The sequence below is a fragment of the Allobosea sp. 05T438 genome (genome assembly GCF_056396025.1).
In genome coordinates this window covers 18,692-39,820 of record NZ_JBFTKQ010000024.1, presented here as the reverse complement: position 1 = coordinate 39,820, position 21,129 = coordinate 18,692, and the positions used below count along the sequence as shown (strand labels likewise).

17 protein-coding genes and 2 pseudogenes are annotated in these 21,129 nt (G+C 62.1%); 18 read left to right on the top strand and 1 reads right to left on the bottom strand.

Going from position 1 to position 21,129, the window contains the following annotated elements; translation table 11 throughout:
* Positions 1–180: 180 nt before the first annotated feature.
* Genes AC1DIN_RS26640 through AC1DIN_RS26625 form a run of 4 tightly spaced genes read left to right on the top strand, consistent with a single transcriptional unit; the run spans position 181 to position 4,804 of the window.
* Positions 181–3,108, top strand: a complete 2,928-nt coding sequence (locus tag AC1DIN_RS26640) for a PAS domain-containing protein (RefSeq protein WP_476811925.1) — start codon at positions 181–183, stop codon at positions 3,106–3,108.
* Positions 3,098–3,739, top strand: coding sequence for a response regulator transcription factor (locus AC1DIN_RS26635; RefSeq protein WP_441473344.1), 642 nt, complete (start codon positions 3,098–3,100; stop codon positions 3,737–3,739). The genes AC1DIN_RS26640 and AC1DIN_RS26635 overlap by 11 nt, the downstream gene beginning before the upstream one ends.
* Before the next feature lie 2 nt (positions 3,740–3,741).
* A complete protein-coding gene (locus AC1DIN_RS26630) occupies positions 3,742–4,131 on the top strand; it encodes a response regulator (protein ID WP_441473345.1) in 390 nt (129 codons plus the stop codon).
* Positions 4,121–4,804: a response regulator transcription factor gene (locus tag AC1DIN_RS26625; protein ID WP_441473346.1), complete on the top strand. Its 684-nt coding sequence runs from the start codon at positions 4,121–4,123 to the stop codon at positions 4,802–4,804. The genes AC1DIN_RS26630 and AC1DIN_RS26625 overlap by 11 nt, the downstream gene beginning before the upstream one ends.
* A gap of 117 nt (positions 4,805–4,921) precedes the next feature.
* On the opposite strand, the gene AC1DIN_RS26620 is transcribed toward AC1DIN_RS26625, so the two are convergent.
* The gene (locus AC1DIN_RS26620) at positions 4,922–5,671 is read right to left on the bottom strand and encodes an SDR family NAD(P)-dependent oxidoreductase (protein WP_476811924.1); all 750 of its coding nucleotides are present in this window, start codon (positions 5,669–5,671) and stop codon (positions 4,922–4,924) included.
* 423 nt (positions 5,672–6,094) lie between these two features.
* On the opposite strand from AC1DIN_RS26620, the gene AC1DIN_RS26615 reads away from it, so the two are divergent.
* From AC1DIN_RS26615 to AC1DIN_RS26550, 14 genes and pseudogenes are all read left to right on the top strand, one after another.
* Positions 6,095–6,925 carry an alpha/beta fold hydrolase gene (locus AC1DIN_RS26615; RefSeq protein WP_476766155.1) on the top strand — a complete coding sequence of 277 codons (831 nt, stop codon included), beginning with the start codon at positions 6,095–6,097 and terminating at the stop codon, positions 6,923–6,925.
* Positions 6,926–7,080: 155 nt separating this feature from the next.
* Positions 7,081–7,734 (top strand): HD domain-containing protein, encoded by a 654-nt coding sequence (locus tag AC1DIN_RS26610; protein WP_476804124.1) that lies wholly within the window; start codon positions 7,081–7,083, stop codon positions 7,732–7,734.
* Between the two features lie 42 nt (positions 7,735–7,776).
* Positions 7,777–8,550, top strand: a complete 774-nt coding sequence (locus tag AC1DIN_RS26605) for an SDR family oxidoreductase (RefSeq protein ID WP_476811923.1) — start codon at positions 7,777–7,779, stop codon at positions 8,548–8,550.
* Between the two features lie 243 nt (positions 8,551–8,793).
* Positions 8,794–9,039, top strand: a pseudogene (locus tag AC1DIN_RS26600) (MBL fold metallo-hydrolase); the annotation flags it as partial.
* 1,183 nt (positions 9,040–10,222) lie between these two features.
* Positions 10,223–10,573 (top strand): DUF6634 family protein, encoded by a 351-nt coding sequence (locus AC1DIN_RS26595; protein ID WP_476811922.1) that lies wholly within the window; start codon positions 10,223–10,225, stop codon positions 10,571–10,573.
* Positions 10,570–11,634, top strand: a pseudogene (locus tag AC1DIN_RS26590) (ATP-binding protein); the annotation flags it as partial. The gene AC1DIN_RS26595 and the pseudogene AC1DIN_RS26590, both read left to right, overlap by 4 nt.
* Before the next feature lie 230 nt (positions 11,635–11,864).
* Positions 11,865–12,911, top strand: coding sequence for a Mu transposase C-terminal domain-containing protein (locus tag AC1DIN_RS26585; RefSeq protein WP_476811921.1), 1,047 nt, complete (start codon positions 11,865–11,867; stop codon positions 12,909–12,911).
* A gap of 2 nt (positions 12,912–12,913) precedes the next feature.
* On the top strand, positions 12,914–13,912 hold the full coding sequence (locus AC1DIN_RS26580) for an ATP-binding protein (RefSeq protein ID WP_476811920.1): 999 nt from the start codon (positions 12,914–12,916) through the stop codon (positions 13,910–13,912).
* Positions 13,913–14,196: 284 nt separating this feature from the next.
* Positions 14,197–15,501 carry an SIR2 family protein gene (locus AC1DIN_RS26575; RefSeq protein ID WP_476811919.1) on the top strand — a complete coding sequence of 435 codons (1,305 nt, stop codon included), beginning with the start codon at positions 14,197–14,199 and terminating at the stop codon, positions 15,499–15,501.
* Positions 15,498–16,052 carry a hypothetical protein gene (locus tag AC1DIN_RS26570; RefSeq protein ID WP_476811918.1) on the top strand — a complete coding sequence of 185 codons (555 nt, stop codon included), beginning with the start codon at positions 15,498–15,500 and terminating at the stop codon, positions 16,050–16,052. The genes AC1DIN_RS26575 and AC1DIN_RS26570 overlap by 4 nt, the downstream gene beginning before the upstream one ends.
* Positions 16,049–18,097, top strand: coding sequence for an AAA family ATPase (locus AC1DIN_RS26565; RefSeq protein WP_476811917.1), 2,049 nt, complete (start codon positions 16,049–16,051; stop codon positions 18,095–18,097). Before AC1DIN_RS26570 ends, AC1DIN_RS26565 begins: the two co-directional genes overlap by 4 nt.
* Before the next feature lie 463 nt (positions 18,098–18,560).
* Positions 18,561–19,694, top strand: a complete 1,134-nt coding sequence (locus AC1DIN_RS26560) for a mandelate racemase/muconate lactonizing enzyme family protein (RefSeq protein WP_476811916.1) — start codon at positions 18,561–18,563, stop codon at positions 19,692–19,694.
* Positions 19,681–20,664 carry an NAD-dependent epimerase/dehydratase family protein gene (locus AC1DIN_RS26555; RefSeq protein ID WP_476811915.1) on the top strand — a complete coding sequence of 328 codons (984 nt, stop codon included), beginning with the start codon at positions 19,681–19,683 and terminating at the stop codon, positions 20,662–20,664. The genes AC1DIN_RS26560 and AC1DIN_RS26555 overlap by 14 nt, the downstream gene beginning before the upstream one ends.
* A complete protein-coding gene (locus AC1DIN_RS26550; protein WP_476811914.1) occupies positions 20,657–21,115 on the top strand; it encodes a RidA family protein in 459 nt (152 codons plus the stop codon). Before AC1DIN_RS26555 ends, AC1DIN_RS26550 begins: the two co-directional genes overlap by 8 nt.
* The last annotated feature ends 14 nt before the right edge of the window (positions 21,116–21,129 follow it).

Here is a 21,129-nt window from a genome sequence, read left to right as displayed (position 1 = left end):
CGCCGTCGCGCAGCAACGGAACACTGGACGATCTCCCTGCAAGTCATGGATTTCCATAAGTGCGGCCGAGACGTCCTGGCGCTAGTTTCCACTGAGTTTGCCAGCCGGATGTTCGAAGACTGGTGCTAGATGATGCTGGGACGGTTTCCAGATAATCCGTCTTCGGAAAGGCACCCGACCATGATTGCAGCGCTCCATCGAACGCCACCGATCCTGGTGTCACTGACTCTGGCTGTTGGCATCCTGGCATACTGGTTGGCCGGGACCACCATAGGAATGCTGGCGCCGCTCGGTGCGCTCTTCCTCTATGCGCGCGGGTATCTGCTTCAGTCACTCTGGATCGGGCTTTTAGTCGCCTTTGCCAGTGCGACGGTCACCGCCATTTTTTATTCTGGCGCCTTACGGGAAGCCGCGCTTTCTCTTGGCGCATCCGTCGCGGTGGCCGCGTGCATCGGTGCGCTGATCGCGCGCGATCCACCCCGACGAGGCGCCCGGGACGCGGCCGCGCCACGCCAAGCGCCGGGGCATCCCGGTCTTGGTGCCATCCCAGATGACGTGGCCGAGGGTGCGATCCACCCGGAAGACAGGGCTGCGATCGCGCAGGCGGCGGCCTATGCGTTCTGGACGGGCGTGCCGCAGGTGACGAGCTATCGGTTGCGCCAGCCGGACGGCAGCTATCACTGGACCGAGCTCCGTGCCGAGCCGGGCTATGGCATCAGCGTCGATGTCGACGCCATGGTTTCGAGACCGGATGATCGCTGGACTGTCGCGGAATCGCTTGGCGATACCGTGCAGGCGGTGCAGGCCGCCAAAGTGATCGAGAGCTTACACGGCAAGGCCTGGGCTTTCGATGCGACTGGGAAGTTCACCTATGTGACCCCTGCTGCCCAGATTGCCATCGACATGGCTCTGGAGGATCTCAATCGCCGTCTCGGTGAGCGGGAATTCATCGATGGCGGTGAGGTCGGCTGGATGCGCGGTGTTCATCCGGACGACGTCGACGGGGCCGCCGCGACCCTGCGGCATAGCCTTAAGACGGGCGAGCCCTGGAACATCGAATACCGCATGCTGCGCGCGACGGGACACTATGTCTGGCACCGCATTTCAGCGCGGCCGACACGGGATGGCGAGAGCCACATCACCGGCTGGTTCGGCACCTCCATCGATATTGATGTCTACAAGAAAACAGAGGCTGCGCTTCGAGAGCGAGAAAAGCATCTCGAACAGCTCATCGACACGGTGCCTGCCATGATCTGGAGCATGTCATCGGAGGGGCGGCCCATCTATCTCAACAGGCGGATCATGGAGGTTACCGGCGCCACGCTGGATACCGTCAAGGCGTCGGACGGGTCTCTTTCCTTGAAAAAGATGATTCATCCGAATTTCTGGGAGCTGGCAGAGCAAACCTTCACGAACTCGGTCGTGACGGGCGCGCCGTATAACATCAAGTACCTCCAGCATCGGGCTGGTGGCACCTATCGATGGACGCAGACGAGCGCCGAACCTCTGCGCGACGAAGCCGGTAAGATTATTCGATGGTACGGCGTATCCGTCGATATCCACGATCTGATCACCACCCAGACCGAACTCAATCTCCGAAAGCAGGAATTGACGCGGCTGATCGATCTGGTTCCGAGCTTCCTCTGGCGACTGACCCCAACCGGGGCTCCGAATTTCTTCAACCGCCGCTTCATCGACTTCCTGGGCATTGACGAGGGCGACCTGGAGCAATCGCAGACGGAGCGATACGCAGCCGCCTTGAAGGCTGCGATCCATCCGGACGACGCCAGTCGCGTCTGGGCAGAAATCAAGGACTGTCTCAGCAGCGGTCGGCCCTACGCGATGCGCTATCGCTTGCGACGCCACGACGGTGTTTATCGCTGGATGGACGGGCGTGCCGAGCCGCTCCTGGACGACGATGGCGGCATCATTCAGTGGTATGGTCTGTCCCATGATATCGACGACCAATTGCGCGTCGAGGAGGCGCTCAGGGAAAGCGAACGATCGCTGCGCCAGTTGGTCGAGACGCTGCCCGCCCTCATCTACTGCGCCGCGCCGAACGGGGAGCCCATCTATCGCAGCGAGAAGCTTGGGGAATTTCTCGGCTTCGGGCTAGGGGACAAGGACGAGGACGGTCAGACACGCCTGACCGGCACGCTCGAAGCGATCATACACCCTGACGACCTTCTTGACGTCAAAGCGAAATATGGGCGCTCACTGGCGACCGGCGCACCCTATGCGATGAAGCATCGCCTCCGGCGGGCGGACGGCGAGTATCGCTGGGTCGAGACGCGAACCGCAGCGATGCGAAATGTCGAAGGGGAGATCGTTCAATGGAACGGCATCTGCTTCGAGATCGAAGATCAGGTGCGCGCGCAGGAAGCGCTGACCTTGACGCAGGAGCGCCTGGCACGCGCAGCGCAGGCCGCTAGCCTAGCGGAGCTTTCCGCCTCGATCGCCCATGAGGTCAACCAACCGCTCGCGGCCGTGGTAGCCAATTCGCACGCGTGCCAGCGCTGGCTGACCTCGGACCCGCCCAATCTGGATCGGGCGCAGAAAACCATCGAACGCATCATCCGGGATGCGAATTCAGCCGCCGATGTCGTCGGCCGGGTTCGTGCCTTGTTCAGGCAGACGGACCAAGCGCGAAACCTCTGCCCGCTCGACGCCATTCTTCATGAGGCGCGGGATCTGATGATGGAAGAAGCGGCCCGGCGTCGCATGCGTATCGAGGTCGAGGTCGAGGCTGGTCTTCCGTCGCTTGAGCTGGATCGCATCCAGATCCAGCAGGTCCTGGTCAACCTGATCCGCAACGGCCTTGAAGCGATGGAGCCTGCTCGGCGTGGGGTTCTGCGCGTCCGAACATTCCGCGCCGGCGATTTCGTCAGGACCGAAGTCCGAGACACCGGCATGGGTCTTGGTGCGCCCGATAAGGTCTTCGAAGCCTTCTTCTCAACGAAACCCAATGGGATGGGCATGGGGTTGGCGATATCGCGAACCATCATCGAGACCCATGGCGGCCGACTATGGGCGGAGAACAACCAGGACGGCGGGGCGGCGTTTATCTTCACCCTACCTGTCGAACTGAAAGCCGATCATGACCGTTGACGACGCCATCGTGTTCATCGTCGACGACGACGATGCGCTCCGGGAGGCCCTGGGTGAGTTGCTGGCGGCGAACGGTGTCCGATCAGTCTCATTCAGCTCCGCCGGCGACTATATCGGGTCAAACAAGCCCGATCTCCCGGCCTGCCTGATTCTCGATGTCGAGCTCCCCGATATCAACGGGCTGGAGCTGCAACGCCAGATCGCGCAGGGAGACCATCCGCCGATCGTCTTCATCACGGGGCATGGTGACATCCCGTCATCGGTGCGTGCCATCAAGCATGGTGCCGTCGATTTTCTGACTAAGCCGTTCAGCGACACGGCGCTGCTCTCGGCCATCCGCTCGGCAATAGCGCAGGATCGGGAAACAAAGGCGAAACGCGCGGATCTCACGCGGCTGAAGGAACGCTATCACCATCTCTCTCCGCGAGAGCGAGACGTGCTTCCGCTGGTCGTGAGCGGACTCCTCAACAAGCAAGCTGCGGCCGAGCTCGGCATCAGCGAAGTGACCCTTCAGATTCACAGAAGAAACGTGATGCAGAAAATGGCGGCGTCATCGCTCGCCGACCTGGTTCGAATTGCGGAGCGGTTGGAAATCCCGATCCAGCATTCGCGCCGGATGGGAGGAATCTAAGCGTGATCAAGCACAAATATGTCATAGCCGCCGTCGATGACGACCCGAGATTGCTCGAATCGCTTGAGGAATTGCTCGAGTCCGCGGGGTATGCGGTTCGTAGCTTCTCGTCGGCGGCAGCGCTGACCCAGGTCGGCCTCTCCGGACTGGATCTTCTCATCACCGATGTCGGCATGCCGGGGTTGAACGGCTTCGAGCTACGCGACTTCGTCAACCAAGAGCGCCCGGATCTGCCGGTCTTTCTCATCACCGGGCGCCACGAGATCGCAGAGCAGATCAGGGCGCGGGCCGTGGAGAGCTTCTTCTGCAAGCCGTTCGATGGCCAAGCCTTGCTCGCGGCGATCGCAAGGGCATTACCTCAACAGCACGTGGAAGGTGAACATGATCATTGACCGCTCAATCTCGCGACTCTCCTCCAGGCGAGGTGTAGCCGAAGAACAGCAGCCTCTCGTCATCATCGTCGATGACGACGCGTCGGTCCGAGACGCACTGTTCGAGCTGATGGAGTCAGCCGGCTTTGCCGCGGTTTCGTTCAGCTCGACACAGGCGCTGCTCGAGACCAGCATGCTCGACGGGCCGGGATGTCTCATTCTCGACGTGCGTATGCCCGGCTTCAGCGGGCTCGACCTCCAGCGTCATTTGACGATGACCGGAAATCCAAAGCCAATCATCTTCCTCACCGCGCATGGCGACATCCCCATGACCGTCCAGGCCATGAAAGCAGGCGCGGTGGATTTCCTGACGAAGCCGGTTCGCGACCAGACGCTTCTGGACGCCGTCAATGCGGCGATCGGGCTGGATGGGGCGCGAAGGATGGAAGCTGCGAAGATCAAGGGATGTGTCGAACGCTTGCAAACTCTGACGCCACGGGAGCGCGAAGTCATGTGCGAGGTCGCACGGGGGCGCCTCAACAAGCAGATCGCCTTCGACCTCGGCATCAGCGAGGTCACAGTCAAGCTGCACCGGGGCAACCTGATGCGGAAGATGGAAGTTGCCTCACTCGGCGAGCTTATCAGGGCTTGGGAGGCTCTACCGGTCGGCATGCGTATGGCAAACGCCGCCTAGCCCTGGCGAGGCTGGAGCACCGGCTTCGATGCTCCAGTGTCCTGGTCACGGCGTGATGCCTCACCAATGCGCCGGAATGGCTGGGCGAGGGAAACGGCATGGCCACCTCTTCTGAGATCATGTCAGCGTGATGCCGCCATCGACGGCCAGGTTGACGCCGGTGATGAATTCCCCGTCAGCGGAGCAGAGAAAGAGAGCCGCCTGTGCGAGCTCTTCCGGCATTCCCATCCTGCCGAACGGGATCATCCGAGCGGCCTGACCTCCGATCTGAGCCTGCATTTCCGGTGCGACGCCGAGCTTTCCCACAATCGGCGTATCGGTCGGGCCGGGGCTGAGCACATTTACTCGAATGCGCCTGTCCTTAAGTTCCAGCGCCCAGTTGCGCGCGAACGCTTCGATTGCAGCCTTGCTGCCAGCGTAGACAGCATGACCATCTAACACCTTGCGGCTCGCGATCGAGCTGGTGAGCAAGATCGCGCCGCCATCGCGCAACAGCGGAGCGATCTTCTGCACGCCGAAGAACGTGCCGCGCGCATTGGTGAGGAACTGCGTGTCGTAGTCCGCGGTCGTCACGTCAAAGCTCGGCTGAATGCGGATGCTGCCCGCATTCGCCACATAGATGTCGGCCTGCCCAAAACGATCGGAGACCATCGCGGCGACACGTTCGTGCGTGGCGAGGACGGCAACGTCACCTACGAAGCCGGTCGCCTGAGACCCGAGGGCGGCGGCGGCTTTGGTCACGGCGTCTTCTCGACGACCGACGATCAGTACCTTCGCACCTGCGGCTATGAACAGCCGCGCTGTCGCGAAGCCGATCCCGCTATTGCCACCGGTGATCACGGCGACCTTGTTCGACAATTTACCCATGTGGATCTCCATTGATGATCCACAGTCGGGCGGCTCCTCATCGAAATCAAAATATGCCGAAGTCGATATGAACTATACATCTGAATAGAATGAGCTGTCTTCGAGCGTATTGATCGTCACTTTAGGAAGTTGAAAAATAAATATGCCTCAGAAACCCGACGATCATATCGATATCGTCGCCGATTGAGGTCGAAGGTTCGGGGTTTCCTGCGAAAGCGGGCACCCTGAGCATTTCGGTCCGCAACCAATATCTGCGCCCTGGAGGCGCCAATGCCCAACAAAGTACTATCCAGTTCCACCGACCTCAGTCGGCGGGACCTCCTTTGCGGCGGCGCAGGCATAGCGGCGGCTGGCACGCTTCCGCTCCAGTCCTTGGCGCAGCCCGCCTCCGTTCCCCCTCACAACAGCAAAAGGAGCCGACGCATGAATTATGTCACGACGCGGGATGGCGTTGAGATTTTCTACAAGGATTGGGGCCCGAAATCGGCCCAGCCGCTGGTCTTTCACCATGGCTGGCCACTCAGCTCGGACGACTGGGACGCCCAGATGCTGTTCTTTCTGGCACAAGGCTTCCGGGTCGTCGCGCACGACCGGCGCGGACACGGCCGTTCGAGCCAAGTCAGCGAGGGACATGACATGGACCATTACGCGGCTGATGCGGCGGCCGTCGTCGACCATCTCGACTTGCGCAATGCGGTGCATATTGGACACTCCACCGGAGGCGGCGAAGCCACGCGCTATGTCGCGCGCCATGGCAGGAGCCGTACTGCTAAGCTCGTTCTAATCGGCGCAGTCCCGCCGATCATGGTCAAGACCGAGCGGAACCCCGGCGGCCTGCCGATCGAAGCCTTCGATGGCCTTCGGAAGAGCCTCGCTGCCAATCGCAGCAAGTTCTACACCGATCTCGCAGCGGGGCCGTTCTACGGATTCAATCGCGCCGGGGTCGAGACGGATGCCAGCGTCGTCCAGAACTGGTGGCGCCAGGGCATGATGGGAGCTGCCAAGGCTCACTACGAGGGCATCAAGGCCTTCTCCGAGACCGATTTCACCGAGGATCTCAAGGTCATCGACGCTCCGGCTCTCGTCATGCATGGCGATGATGATCAGATCGTTCCAATCGGCGACAGCGCCCCGCTTTCGGCCAAGCTCCTGAAGCGGGCGACCCTAACGATCTACAACAAGTTCCCGCACGGCATGGCGACCATCCATGCCGACACGATCAATAGGGACATCCTTGCCTTCGTCCGAGGGTGAAGCTCACAGACGAGGCGGCTGGTGAAGCCGCCTCGTCATGCTTGCCCTCCGCAGATCCGCTTCGGCAGTGGGGCATCGCACAGGGAAGCCGCGGGCTGCGAACCGACCGTTCGCTGACAGCTTCTGTAATCCGTCGATCGAGGCTCTCGAAAGCCATGTCAGAGATCCAAAAAGACCGTAAAACTTTGGCCGGCGTTGCTGTGCCGGATACCGAGCTGGTAGCCAGCGCTCTCGCTTATGCCCGCCGAGCCTGCGAGCCTTACCTGTACAATCACGTTGTGCGCTCCTGGCTTTTCGCGGCTCGCCTCGGGCAGCTTCGGAATATCCATCATGATGAGGAAGTCGTCGCTGTGGGGACGCTCCTGCACGATGTCACGTTGAACGAGCGCTTCAACGGGCCGCGACGGTTCGAGGTCGAGGGCGCCGATCTCGCACGAAGCTTTGCTCGAGAAAGCGGTGTCGACGAGCGTCGTGCTCAGTTGATTTGGGACAGCGTGGCCCTCAACTCAACACCGTCGATCGGCCTCTACAAGGAGGCTGAGGTTGCGCTCTGCACGGCAGGCATCTGCCTCGATGTCGTTGGACTGCAATACGACGCGCTTCCGCCGGACGAGGTCCAGCAGATCCTTCTGGCCTATCCGAGGCTCGGGATGAAGCGGCTGATGACGCAGTGCTTCTGCCACATCGCCAGAACCCGTCCGGAAACCACCTACGACAATTTCGCACGTGATTTCGGTGAGCGGCTCGTCGCGGGCTACCGCGCGCCGTCGTCGGTCGATTCTGTCGAGCGCGCGCCGTTCGACGAGTGAGATGCTTCCGGGCAGGGAACGAGGATATCAAGGAGACGGCGCATGAAGATCGTTGTGGTAGGCGGGACCGGCTTGATCGGGTCCAAGCTCGTCGATGCGCTGGCCGGCCGTAGTCTCGAAATCGAAATCGCCTCGCCATCGCGCGGCGTCGATACGGTCACCGGAGAAGGTCTGGCCGAGGCGCTGTCCGGCGCGCAGATGGTCGTGGACGTTTCCAATTCTCCGACCTTCGATCAGGACGCCGCGCTCGCCTTCTTCGAGGCCTCCGGACGGAACCTGCTCGCTGCCGAGGAGGCCGCCGGCATCCAGCATCACGTCGTTCTCTCTGCCGTCGGGACCGATCGGCTACCCGATTGCGGGTATTTCCGAGCCAAGATGATGCAGGAGGTGATCGTGAGAAGCGCAACCGTGCCCTATACGATCGTGAGATCGACGCCCTTCTTTGAATACATCAACGGAATCGTCGAGGCCGACGCGGAAGGAGATTCGCTTCACATTTCGCCAGCCCTGATCCAGCCCATCGCAGGCGACGATGTCGCGCTAGTGCTACGCGACGTCGTCCTCGGGCACGCGAAGAACCGCGAACTGGAAATCGCGGGACCGGACCGCTTTCGGCTCGACGAGATCGCTCGTGATATACTTGCTGCGAACGAGGACCCGCGGCCGATCGTGGCCGATGCTAAAGCGCTCTATTTTGGAGCGATATTGCGTGACGACACCCTCGTGCCTCGTGATCATCAGCACATTGCCGCGCCGACCCGCTTCGAGGATTGGCTGCGACTATACGTGGCACAGTCGCTGGACCCAGCCAACTAACGCAGTGTGCCTTTAGGCATCTACGCAGCGAAGTTCGGCTTTTACTCCGTTCGAGGGGGCTCAACGGTGGCGACCCGGACCACCTGGTGGGACTGCCGATCGAGCACTGCGCCCTCTCGCCGATCTGGCGAACACGTTCTGCAATACGCTGTTCGTCGCGTTTTCAGTCTGCCTTGCTCAACTTTCCTGAGATGGCGGCCGTGGAAATGTCAGTCTGGCATCATTCCGTGCGAATGCATTGCCTCTGCCGCGGAAGCCAAGTTCTGGGAAGCGCTTGACTTCTCTCGCACCGGCATGCCGCCGGCTCTTGCGGAGATCGCCAGAAATGCGTCGAAACGCTTCCTGGAGGTCTACCAAACGGAGCTACGGACGTTCGAGCAGGAGCAGCAGGTTGCACCAGGGATCGTTGTCACTCGCACGGGTGGTCCCACCCCGGGCCACGCCGTGGTCCGCATCGTGTCTGGCAACGACCGGCTGATGTTCGGGGGCGCCGGAGCCCGCGCTAAGCCGCCCGCGCGGATGAGAAAGCCAGTCTGGCTCGCGCATGACATGCGGTAGCGTTACGACTGCTTTGAGCTCAGCTCCAAAACGACTCCCACGGCACCAGCTATTTCAACGAAGCGGACGCCTTCATCATCGAGTACGCCGAGGATTGCATCGCGCACCCGGGCTTGCGGGCGGCGGACGTCACCTTCGAATTCCGCAAGCGTCTGCCGCCGGATACCCGCGCGGTCGGCAAGCTCCGCCTGCCCCCATCCGAGAAGGCCTCGCGCAGCTATTACCAGTCGGCCGGTAACCATATCGCGCGTTATGATTCGCACATTTTGTTCGAAACCGGCATTGAGCTCTCGTGGCCTCGAGGGCGCTTGATCACCCGACATCATGCCCCTCCTCCGCTGCAACCATTCCAACTCTCCGCGATGGGATTCGCGGATTCTTGAAACCAGCGTCCGAAAGGCATTTCGGACGACGGCGGAGCTTTGCTATGAACGTTATGCTGTCGAGAATAACCGATCCCCCAACGCCTCTTGATACTATCCGACGGCAACATTGCCTGGATGATATCCTCGATGCCCGACTGATCGCGGATCCCAGGGTCGTCGATTTCCATCGAAGCGCTTCAGAGGATTCAATCCTCTCCTGCGCTGGCGCTCCGCCGGGCTCGACAAGTCGAACTGTCAGGACAGCCCATCGGATTCTCGTCATCGTTGCAATCCCCGACGGGACCACGGGCGCGACGAAGTTTCGCCGCAGCTCTTACAACCGCCGAGATATAAAAAACTTACTCATCATCCCAGAACGATACCTCCGGCGGCGCCCTTATGTCGATGGCGCAATGCTTATCGCCGAAAGCGCCGGATGTCCGGTCTCGCCCCTGGCCCGCGTTCTCATATCAAACCACCTGTCAGAATCCGGCGGGAGCTCGGAGCTCGGAGATTGTGCCGCGTACGTGAACGCCGCACGTGATCCCGTTCAGGCGGTCCTTGCCCTGGCCGCAGCCAAGGCGATCGCGATAGACATCAGCCGCCCCATCACGGCTCGGACGCGCGTGCACCTCCCGGCAAGCTGACGTCCTTCCGCGGCGGCCCGCCGTCGGTCCTTCGCCGCGCCCCCCTCCTTCGCCTTTCGATTTTCGCCGTCGGCCCCGCCCCGGGACCGCGCACGATGGAATATGCCCATGCACTACCCGTTTTCAGACCCTCGTCCGGTTCCCGGACTCGATCCCGAGGTCGACCGACTGCGGCGCCTTTTGAACGACCTCGAGCAAATTCAGGCCGGACACCATCCTGGGAAGGGCGACCTATCGAAGGCCCCGACGATCGATAGCTGGTGCATAGCCGAACGCCGCACGATCGCTCTCGCGGGAGTCGTCACTGACCACCCAACAATCCCGAATGGCCGTCCGGTCTGCACATCGGATCTCTGGTTCATTGCCCCCTCGCTCGGGTACGCCCGCACGCTAAGCCGGCTCTACGCGCTTGGAAGCCGACATCACCTCTCCGACCGGTGGGATTTCCAATGAGGTCCAACAGCCGAAAAATCGATCGCCGCTCGAGAGATGCCGGCCAAATTCTCGCACGGATGTTGATCACCAGAGCATTGCGTCGGACAACCCTGCTCCACATGCTGCTCGGTCATACTGGGATTATTGGACTGCTCGTTCCCCAGACCGATGTCGACGCCTATGTCGCCGCTGCGACTTCGATGCTCAAGTTACGCGGCGTCGCCTTCGACGGCGACTTTGAAGTGCTTCACTTCACTGGGGGCTCTCCTGGGCGCGGCTTCCGAGAACAGGGGGAAGTTTTCAAGGAAGTCCTGCCAAGAGCGGACAGGATTGTAGGGATAGCATCCGACCCGAAAGATTTCCCGCACGAGTTCAGAGCTTTCGCTGATGCCGTCGTCGAGGTCGATCCTGTCGATGTCCCGACCCTGCGAGGCGTCTTCGCCGCCGTTATGGGATGCGTGCCGCCCGAAACAGATCTTGCTCCGGCCATCGGGGCGCCACTGCACCTGATTGGCGCGGCGATCAAGAAGGGTCGCAACCAAGCATGGGCCCTGAAACGCTTGCAGCGGTTCAACGCCGCCGCTTCCGCCTCGGACCCTGCTCCAGCGAATTCCCAACCGGGGCCGTCCCTGTCCGACCTCCATGGGTATGGGGAAGCGGCCACATGGGGACATGCCCTTGCGGTCGACATCGCTGATTACCGAGCGGGAACAATCACTTGGGCCGACATTGACCGAGGCATCATGCTGAGCGGTCCCCCGGGTGTGGGCAAGACGTTCTATGCGCAAGCCTTGGCTCGATTCTGCGGCGTCCCGATCTTCAACCACTCGCGAGCCCAGTGGCAGGCCAAGGGCAACCTCAGCGACTTGCTCAGGGCTATGAGGGCTGCGTTCGCCGAGGCGAAGCGCAATGCGCCCTGTATCCTCTTTTTGGACGAGTTCGACGCGTTCGGAGATCGGCAACAGCTCTCGGGGCAAAACGAACAGTATTGCCGTGAGGTCGTGAACGCACTTTTGGAGTGTCTGGACAGCGGCGACTCGCGCGAAGGCGTGGTCGTGATTGGAGCGACCAATCTGCCACACAAGATCGACCTGGCGCTCCTACGACCCGGTCGCCTGGATAAGCACATTCGAATTTCGGTTCCCAACGCCGCGGCGCGGGTGGGCATCCTCCGTCACCATCTCGGTGAGGCGCTTCCACAGAGCGCACTCCTTCGCATTGCGGAACGGCTTGAAGGGGCACGCGTTGCTGCGTCGCGGCTCTGCTGGTGGAGTCCCTTTCGTCGGCCTCAGCCGTCGCGACCCTCGAGATGGCAGTCAACGACAAATCCGCCTATGCAGCCGCGGCCGGATGCCTGTCGCCCTGGGACATGCACGCAAACCTTGAGACGGCGAGCCAGGATTCCGGCTCGGAGTTCCTCAGCCACGAATACAACGCGGCGGTCACGGACCTCGGAGCAGAACTGTTCTTCCCGCCCGCAGGCATGCCTCAGATGCGCGGTCGCAACGAGCGCTTTTTCCGCACCCTTAACAAGGGCCTGTTCTCGCGCATCGACGGTCAGACGTTCGAGAACGTGGTGGCGAAGGGTGATTACAACTCTGAGGCCCGAGCGGTACTCGACATCGCGGAGATCGGCCGGATGATCGTCCGGTGGATCGTCGACGTCTATCACAACACCCCCCACAGCGGTCTCGGCGGTCGCACGCCGCGGAATGAGTGGCTGCGCCTCTCCGAGATTTATTCCCTCCTGCCGCCGCCGGATGCCGACGTTAACCGCCATATCTTTGGAACGACGATCGAACGGCGTATCGGCAACGAGGGCGTGCGCGTGCTCGGCCTCCGCTATCAGAGCTTGGAACTTCAGCGCGTTCGCCGTCAGTTCGGTCTGAAGCCTGTCCTGGTCCGGTTAAACCCGGCGGACCTCGGTTACATTTCTGTTCGCAGCAAGGAAGGCTGGCTTACCGTCCCGTGCCAGCGCTCCGGCTTTGACGGCGTCTCCATGACGCGTTGGCTTGAGGCGGAACGCGTCCTGCGTCGTACCAACGCCGACATGGCGAAGGCGTCCGAGCCTATTGTCCATAAGGCGCTGAGCGACATCCAGGAGATGGCAGATGCCGCCACCAAGCGCGCAGGAATCGCATCGCCGATCCTGACCTCGGAACAGTTCAGCATGCTCGAACGCCGCTTCGAAGGTTTCGACTTCGCGCGCGGATTGGAGAATGGCCCGGCAATTCTCGACGACGTCGCCGAGGGCGCAGACGAGACCGAAACGGTCGACATCGAGATCCCGGGCGAGCCTGAGAATACCATGACAGAGGTTTCCTCCGACGAAGACGAATACGGCGTGGAGGACTGAGCATGGAAGTAACGGCTACCAATTCCGCGGTTCACGAGGACGCTGTCGCCCGCATGCGCCGCCTCCAGTCGGAGCGGCGCGCCAAGGGCGGGGACGTCATGATGAATGTCCTCTCCGCCTATTTCACCACGCCGCGCGATCGGTTGCTCGAGGCCGAACTCGACAATCTGATCGACGCATTTCTTCTCTCCCAGGATGCCCTCGAGGGCGATGCAAATCGGCGCGTCGGGCGCCTTCGGGAAGGTCGGGCGCTGACGGTTATCGGAGAGTCCGGCACCGGAAAGTCGAGGTCGTTGGATCGCCTCTTCTTGAAGCGGGCCGAATTCGCCGGCTACGGCGACCCGAACGGCGACGGCATGCTGATCTCGGTGACCGCCCCCTCACCTTGCACTCTTCGTCTCCTGGGCATGAGCGTGCTGGCGGCGCTCGGCTACGAGACCGCGCGAGAGCTGAAGGAAAACGTCGTCTGGGACCTCGTGCACCATCAGCTTGAGCTTCGGGGTGTTCGCTTCCTGCACATCGACGAACTCCAGCATGTCCTCCAGTCCCGGAACCAGCTCGAAATCACAAAGGTGCAAGACACTCTCAAGGGACTGATGCAGCATCGGCAGTGGCCGGTCTGGTTGATCCTTTCGGGCCGCCCCAATATTGCGGCGATGCTGTCCAGTGACGAGCAGGTTTGGCGCCGCAACCGTAACGTTGTCTTCGAGGACCTTACGCTTGAACGCGATGCGGGGCTCGTGCGTCGACTGATCACCGTCTACGGCATGGAAAAGGGCGGTCTCGATATCGGCAATCTCGCGACCGACGAGTTCATCGCTCGCCTGCTCCATGCTTCGAGGGGGCAGGCACTAAGCCATTCTCTGTCGAGTCCTGGTGCCACACCGAACCAAAGCACGTTCAGAAATTCATCGACACACCGTAACGTTTCCTCCCAGACCGCGACGGCAACTGATCCGTCATATTGGCCGAGAGTTGCTTGTATCCCGCCCTCATGTTGACTGAGCAATTGCTGGATCAAACGGCGCGCGGCGTCGCCGCTGAACGCGCTGTATGATGGGACACCTGTTGGCACGTCGAGTTGACCGGCTTTGACCGACATTAGAACTCCTCGCGCTCAATCGGCCTATGGGCGCCGGCCGGTCGCCCCTTGCTACGCAGGCCGCATGAGCGACTTGGCCCCACAGTTCTTACTGTCAGTGGCCGCCGCCTTGTAGATCCCAGCCTATCGTGGCTGGCTTCGGTGCGGCTCATCGCTAGTATGCCTCCTATGGATTCTATCGATATGACAGCCGCCGTCGCGTCGGCGTTGCAAAACTTGCTCGCAGGTCGTTTGGCGCTCCTCGCCGGCGCAGGTTTGTCGATGGCGCCGCCCAGCGCTCTACCAAGCGCTTGGACACTGGCCGACAGAGCGAAGAGGAAGTACGACGCGCGCTTTGCTGGGATTTTTCCTGAGCTGCCTGCGCAGATTGAGGAGCAGGCTGAGTTCTTTTTTCGGGATGGCCGCCTCGGCAGTGTCTACCTGACGGAGTATATCGACCACAGCGCCTTCGCTGGCGCACCGAACCCCGGACATTTTGCGGTCGCTGACCTTCTGCTTGCGGGCGGCTTCCGTCTCGCGGTCACGACAAATGTTGATCCACTCATAGAGGCTGCGGGGCTTAACCTCCACGGTCAGGTGTTCATCGGCACGGATGGCCATGCACTGGCCACCGCTCCGGTCGGGATTTCGCCTCTCCTGAAAATCCACGGCTGTTGGGTGGCTGACAGGTTCAACACGGTGTGGGCGCCAGGCCAGCTTGGTGCGTCGCCGGTCCGTGAGAAAGTCCAGCAGAGCGCCACTTGGCTTCAGGCGCACCTGCTCAACAAGGACCTCATAGTCGTTGGTTACTCGACAGATTGGGACTATTTGAACGCGGTCTTAGAGCAGACGTTGGGCGTGGTTGCGCCTTCATCGGTGCTGATTGTGGACCCGTCGACCACAGCACAATTCAACGCGAAGGCGCCTGAATTATCCGCTCTTGCTGGCCGATCCGGCAACGCGTTTCACCTTCAGGCCTCCGGCGCCGACTTCCTCGAGGCACTGCGTCGCGCCTACTCAGAAGCCTTCGTGCGCGTATCGCTCGCGCAAGGCAGCGAGGAGTTCGAATTTATCAGCGGCTCTCCCCCGCGAGCCGACTACCTGGCAGCGCCAGCCACAGATCTGGACTCGCTTTGGCGCATGCGGCGCGACCTGCTGGGCTGCCGACCGCAGGAACCAGCCAGAGATCGCGATCCGCCGAATGAGCCTGCGGTTGGGTTGACGATTTTGGAGCTCCGGGCCGCAGGCGCCGTACCGGATGGATCGTACTGGCGCGTGAACGGCCGAACCGTACGCGTGCTCCGTGCTCCCAACACGTTCTTGCATCGGATCGAAGCCGATTTTGCTAGGGAGGCGGCGCCGGCGGCGGCCGCGGACGTCGTCGTGGCGGTGGGCGCTAGCGATCTTAACCTCCACCCTAGTATCGCTCGGTCGCCTTCCGGAACTATCGCGCGTGGCGGTGGGTCAAGGTGGGTCACTCGCGACAGTCTGAGGGATGCGATCGCTTGAACGACATCATTGAGACCACGCGCGAGGTTCTCACCGACGCTGGCTTTTCGGTGCGACAATTGCCCGCGAGCTTCGACGGGGCCGTGTCGATCCAAGGGGCGCTAGCGTTCGAGAACGACACTGTCATCGGCTTCGTGCTCGTCCACGATTCCGTCGCGTCTCTGATCTTGAATTGGCGAGCGGCATCGGACGCATTGATGCGGTCGCAGGCGCAAATGCTCGGAGCGGCGGGACAAAAGGCCTGGAATGCATACCTCGTGCTTCTCGCTGGAGATGGCGCAGGGTTTGGGGAGGCATTGGCGCTTGGCCGGATCGAGGAAAATCTCGAAGGCACGCGGAAGATTGCGCGAGCTGGCGTCAATGGCCTTGCGACCGCAAGAGCCGCTCTACTCCCCCTGCTGCCATTTCGCTCAGCGCCCGTCCTTGAACCCATAGACATGCCGTCGGAAATTCGCGGGCGGGCAGGCGAGGTCAACTCCGAGGTCCTGCGCGCCTTCCTATCGCGCGCCGATGAGTCCGTCGTACTGCAGATTGTGGAGGACGACGTATGAAGCTTGCAGAGATCGCTATCGCAGGCTTCCGCGGCTTTCGCGATGAAACCAGAATGAAGCTCGCCCCTGGCTTCAACGTGATCGACGGTCGCAACGGCGTAGGTAAGAGCACTCTCTTTGACGCGGTCGAATTTGCGTTGATCGGGCGGCTGACGAAGTACGGCGATAGCAAGGCGGCAGGACAGACGGTCGAAGACTATCTTTGGTGGCAGGGTGACGGGCCCGCCCCATCTGCGCGGTTCGTCGAGGTGACATTCGTCACCGAAGACGGGCCGATTACCATACGTCGAACCCCCATAGACGAACCCGCGCCTGAAACACTCGAAGCTGTCCAAGCAGCGATGATCCATGCGGAGGCTGCTCCGCCATCGCCCCTCAAACAGCTTTGCGCATCCTCCATCATCCGCGATGAGTTTATTGCCGCTCTCAGCCTCGACCTATCGGAGACGGACCGCTACGCCCTGCTGCGGCAGGCGATCGGAGCCGGTGACGCTGAGATATGGACTGACAAGGGACATTCGCTAGTCCGAGCAGCAAAGCGCCGATCGGATGAGTCAAAGGCGGAAGTGAGTTCGGCGACAACTGCGGTCGCGGACGCACAGCGCAGGCTCGACGAGGCTCGGGCCGCACTCACACCTGATGCCGCTGTTGCCGCAGCATCGTCGCGCCTTGCTGAACTCGTAGGTGGCATGCCTGAAGCACCCGACCAGCTGGCCGCGGCTGGGCGAGAGTTTGTCGTGCGAGTGGAACGCGAGCTTACCGAAGCCCAGACTCTGCTTGAGCGCTGGGATGAAATGGCCATGTCTGCTCAGCGCCGGGATGAGGTGGCATTTGAGATCGAGAAGCAGGCCGGAGACATCTCGCAGGCTCGCGAGGAGCGGCAGGCACTGCCAACAGATGAAGCCGCTTCGGGGGTGCTCGCTGAACTCGTCCAGGACCTTCATCGCCTGCATCAGGTTGGCGATGAACTTGGTCCACTTGATGGTGGTTGTCCCCTATGTGCTGCCCCGCACGATGCGGTGAGTTTGGCGGAAGGGAAGAGCCGGTCGAGAGATATAATGGAAAGGCTAAACGCCGTCGCAGCGGAAGCCGCGCGCCGAAAGGAAGCCATTCAGAACGCCGATGCTGCAATCGCTGCGAAGGAGGAGGAACTCGCCCGTCTTCAGGCCGATGTTGAGACCTTGCAGAAGCGCAGCGACTGGCGCCTGGCTCTGCTAAAGGCGCTGAACTTCCCCGCCGAAGGTTCGCGGGAACAGTTTTCATACCTAGTTGACACGCGGCGAAATGACCTTGATGCGGCCCGGCACGCAATTCGCATCCTCGCTACGCTGACGCAAAACGCTCAACTGGAGCGCTCAGCGAGCGCGCTCGAAGAGGCGCGCCAGCGGCTTCAGCGGGCTCAAGAAAGAGCAGGTCGATCAAGGCAATCGGAAGTCGCGGCCGCTGCACTTCATGATGCCGCCCGTCGAGCGGCTGGCGAGACGCTGGATCTGCGACTGCAGCGCGTTCTACCCCTCATGGCGGAGCTCTATGGCAGGCTCCGTCCGCATCCCTTCTGGCAGGACATTGAGTACTCGATCCGCGGAGACGTGAAGCGCTTTCTTTCGCTTCAGGTCGGAGAAGGCCTAAACCCGCAGTTCTTGTTTTCCAGCGGCCAGCGCCGGGCAACTGGCTTGGCATTTTTGCTGTCGATACACCTTTCGCTCGCCTGGAGCCGGTGGCGGACCATTTTACTCGATGATCCGGTGCAACACGTCGACGACTTTCGGACAGTTAACCTCGCTGAGGTGTTAGCTCAGTTTGTCGCGTCCGACCGCCAGGTAATAGTGGCGGTGGAGGACCCGGCATTAGCCGATCTTTTGTGTCGACGTATGCCTGTAAGAGCGGCTGGCTCCGCATACCGACTAACACTTGGGCTAGGCCCTGAAGGTACATCGGCGTTAATCGGAAAGCGGGATCTCGCGCCTTTGAAAAGGGCAGTGCTTTCGGACTCGAGAATCCCGAGTCCGACGACAGATCCGCCATTTTCGGTAGCGGGCGGCTAGCCACCTGAGAATGAGCTGTTCGAAGAAGTAAATTGAAGGAAGGCTGACGGCTGCTGCGCCAACGTCTGGAATCGGGCGATCCGCCAATGTCTGCACCTGGCGCACGGTGGCCGCGCGCCGCGCCACTCATTTCTCCAGAACCTGTCCGGCGGGGGTTAGGATTGAGGTCCTTCGAGCGGCGCGCAGGCGAGCAGGCGTAGCGCTTCATCTCAGATGCTTCGCTGTTCGAAGCCTCCCCCAAAATGGTCTAGCAGCGTGCCAAGCTATCGGTACACTTTGGCTGATCGCACGCCGTACTCAAGGCATTTTACTTGGATCGAGCTACGGCGCGCACTCCAAGCGTTCGCTTTGGCTTCCGTCAGTCGTCAGCGCCGGCAGGTCGGCAGTTGCGCTCTAAAGATAATTGGTCCAAGATTGGCACGAATTGATCAGCATTGGCTTACCGCGCCGGATCGAGATGGTCATGGATATCGCCGACATATCGTTCATTCCGCTCCAGGCGCAGCTGCCTGCCGAGCAGGCCTATGGGATGGCGAAGGCCATGGGCGCGACGCGGGCGACGACCCTGGTCCGCCTGAAGCTCGCCAACGGCATCGAGGGCATCGGCGAGTGCTGGGGCTTGCCCGCCGTCAACCAGGCGATGCTGCCGCTGCTGAAGGGCTATCTCGTCGGAACCAATGTGCTCGACGTCGAGCATGTCTTCGCGCAGGTCATCGCCAAGCACTATCATTTCGGCGTGCAGGGCGCGCTGATGTGGTCGATCTCCGGCATCGACATCGCGGCCAAGGATGCCGCCGGCAAGGCGCTTGGCCAGCCGGTATCGCGGCTGATCGGCGGCGCCAATGCCTCGCGCGTGCCGATCTACGCCTCGGGCGGCTATCTCACCGCGAACAGCGAGCGCGATTTCGAGCCGCAGATCGAGGCCATGGCCAACGCCGGTCACCGCACGATCAAGATCAAGATCGGCGTCTCGCCGACCAGTGACGAGCAGCGCGTCGCCGCCGCACGTCGAATCCTCGGGCCGGACGTCGAGATCCTGGTCGATATCAATTCCAACTACACGCTCGACCTCGCGTGCGAGAGCATCAGCCGTCTCGTTCCATATGGCATCGGCTGGGTCGAGGAGCCGCTCGCTCCGCAGGATCTCGCCGGCTACGAAGCGCTGCAGCGCTGGAGCCCGGTGCCGATCGCCACTGGCGAGGCGCTCTACACCGCCTTCGACTTCAAGCGCCTGATCGACCGCCGCGCCGTCGACATCGTCCAGCCCGATCTCTCGCTCTGCGGCGGCTTCTGGCAGGGGCGGCAGATCGCTCAGCTCGCGATGATGGAGCATCTGCGCCTCTCACCCCATGTCTGGGGCACGGCGGTGGGGCTTGCTGCGGCAATCCACTTCGTCGCTTCGCTGCCGGTCTACCCGCACGCCAACAACGTCCCGCGGCCGACGCTGGTCGAGTACGACCTCGGCAAAAACCCGCTGCGCGATGCGATCCTGCGCAACCCGCCGAAGCCGGTCGACGGCTTCCTGGCGGTGTCGGACGCGCCCGGCCTCGGGATCGAAGTCGACTGGGACGAGGTCGAGCGCCATGCCGTCCGCTGACATGACGACCCCGGTTGGTGCCGCCAAGACCATTCTCGTCGCTGGCGGAGCCGGTTTCGTCGGTTCCCATATCGTCAGGGCTCTCGTCCATGCCGGCTACCGCCCGGTCGTGTTCGGCCCGGCGATGGCGGAGGACAGGCTGGCCGATCTGGCCGGGCGCTATGACTCCTGCGAGGGCTCCATCACCGATGCGGACGCGCTCGACGCCGCCTTTGCTCGCTTCAGGCCGGAACAGGCGGTGTCCTGCGTGGCGCATGGCGTCGGCAAGCAAGGCCTGATGCGCGCGGGCGAGGCCGAGACCGACACGGCGTTCGAAATCAACCTCACCGGCCATCGCCGGTTTCTCGACGCGGCCTGGCGTGGAGGCGTGAAGCGTATCGTCTGGACCGGCTCTGCCGTGGTCTACGGCCCCGCCGCCGCCTACGCCACCAGCCATGTCGACGAGGAAGACCCCTCGGGTCCGACCACCGTCTACGGCGTGACCAAGCAATTGGCCGAGGTGCTGTCCGACTTCATGATCCGCCGTCACGGCGTCGAGATCGTCAGCATGCGCCTGCCGCTGATCCTCGGGCCGGGCCTGTGGTATCAGGGCGCGGCCAGCGCAATCTCGGAAATCTTCGCGGCCGCGCGCGAAGGGCGTTCGGCACAGGTCACATTCCACGACCATGCCGTCGACCTGATGCACGTCATCGATGCGGCCGCTGCGATGCTCGCCGCGCTGCAGCACCGTGGTCCGGTCCGCTCCGCCTACAACATCAAGGGCTTCGAGGCCCGGATGAGCGAGATCATCGAGACCGCCCGCGCCCGCAGGCCGGGAGCCGATATCGCGCTCGATCGCATCGAGCCGGCTCTGCTGCTGCCGCTGATGAATGGCGACCGCTTCATGGCGGATACGGGCTTCGCGCCTCGCTACGATCTCGGCACGGTCGCCGACGATCTCCTCAACGCTGCGGAGCAGGCCCATGATTGACAAGCGCCTCGCCGAACTCGGCATCGAACTGCCGGAAGCGGCTTCGCCGTCCTTCAATTACGTGCCGGTCACGCTCCATGGCGGCGTCGCCTATGTCGCCGGCCAGCTGCCGAAGGTCGATGGCGAGGTCCGTGTCAAAGGCAAGGCCGGGGGAGCCGTCTCGCTGGAAGCGGCGCGGGGGGAAGCCCGCATCTGCATCCTGCAGGGGCTCGCCTGCCTGAAGCAGGCTCTCGGCTCTCTCGACCGGATCGAGCGCGTCCTCAAGGTCACCGGCTTCGTCGCCTCGGCGCCGGGTTTCAACGATCAGCCGAAGGTGCTGGACGCAGCCTCAGACTTGCTCGGCGAGATCCTGGGCGAAGCTGGCAAGCACGCGCGCTCGGCCGTTGGCGTCGCCGAGCTGCCTCGCGATGCCGCGGTCGAGATCGAGCTCGTGGTGGCCTATCGCAGCTGAGCCTTCGACGATGG

What these genes read in the sequence shown, in the direction of transcription:
- AC1DIN_RS26575 (WP_476811919.1), top strand. Translation starts at nt 14,197, where the DNA reads ATGACAGCCGCCGTCGCGTCGGCGTTGCAAAACTTGCTCGCAGGTCGT.
- AC1DIN_RS26565 (WP_476811917.1), top strand. Translation starts at nt 16,049, where the DNA reads ATGAAGCTTGCAGAGATCGCTATCGCAGGCTTCCGCGGCTTTCGCGAT.
- AC1DIN_RS26560 (WP_476811916.1), top strand. Translation starts at nt 18,561, where the DNA reads ATGGATATCGCCGACATATCGTTCATTCCGCTCCAGGCGCAGCTGCCT.
- AC1DIN_RS26555 (WP_476811915.1), top strand. Translation starts at nt 19,681, where the DNA reads ATGCCGTCCGCTGACATGACGACCCCGGTTGGTGCCGCCAAGACCATT.
- AC1DIN_RS26585 (WP_476811921.1), top strand. Translation starts at nt 11,865, where the DNA reads ATGGCAGTCAACGACAAATCCGCCTATGCAGCCGCGGCCGGATGCCTG.
- AC1DIN_RS26610 (WP_476804124.1), top strand. Translation starts at nt 7,081, where the DNA reads ATGTCAGAGATCCAAAAAGACCGTAAAACTTTGGCCGGCGTTGCTGTG.
- AC1DIN_RS26580 (WP_476811920.1), top strand. Translation starts at nt 12,914, where the DNA reads ATGGAAGTAACGGCTACCAATTCCGCGGTTCACGAGGACGCTGTCGCC.
- AC1DIN_RS26640 (WP_476811925.1), top strand. Translation starts at nt 181, where the DNA reads ATGATTGCAGCGCTCCATCGAACGCCACCGATCCTGGTGTCACTGACT.
- AC1DIN_RS26595 (WP_476811922.1), top strand. Translation starts at nt 10,223, where the DNA reads ATGCCCATGCACTACCCGTTTTCAGACCCTCGTCCGGTTCCCGGACTC.
- AC1DIN_RS26550 (WP_476811914.1), top strand. Translation starts at nt 20,657, where the DNA reads ATGATTGACAAGCGCCTCGCCGAACTCGGCATCGAACTGCCGGAAGCG.
- AC1DIN_RS26615 (WP_476766155.1), top strand. Translation starts at nt 6,095, where the DNA reads ATGAATTATGTCACGACGCGGGATGGCGTTGAGATTTTCTACAAGGAT.
- AC1DIN_RS26625 (WP_441473346.1), top strand. Translation starts at nt 4,121, where the DNA reads ATGATCATTGACCGCTCAATCTCGCGACTCTCCTCCAGGCGAGGTGTA.
- AC1DIN_RS26620 (WP_476811924.1), bottom strand. Translation starts at nt 5,671, where the DNA reads ATGGGTAAATTGTCGAACAAGGTCGCCGTGATCACCGGTGGCAATAGC.
- AC1DIN_RS26605 (WP_476811923.1), top strand. Translation starts at nt 7,777, where the DNA reads ATGAAGATCGTTGTGGTAGGCGGGACCGGCTTGATCGGGTCCAAGCTC.
- AC1DIN_RS26635 (WP_441473344.1), top strand. Translation starts at nt 3,098, where the DNA reads ATGACCGTTGACGACGCCATCGTGTTCATCGTCGACGACGACGATGCG.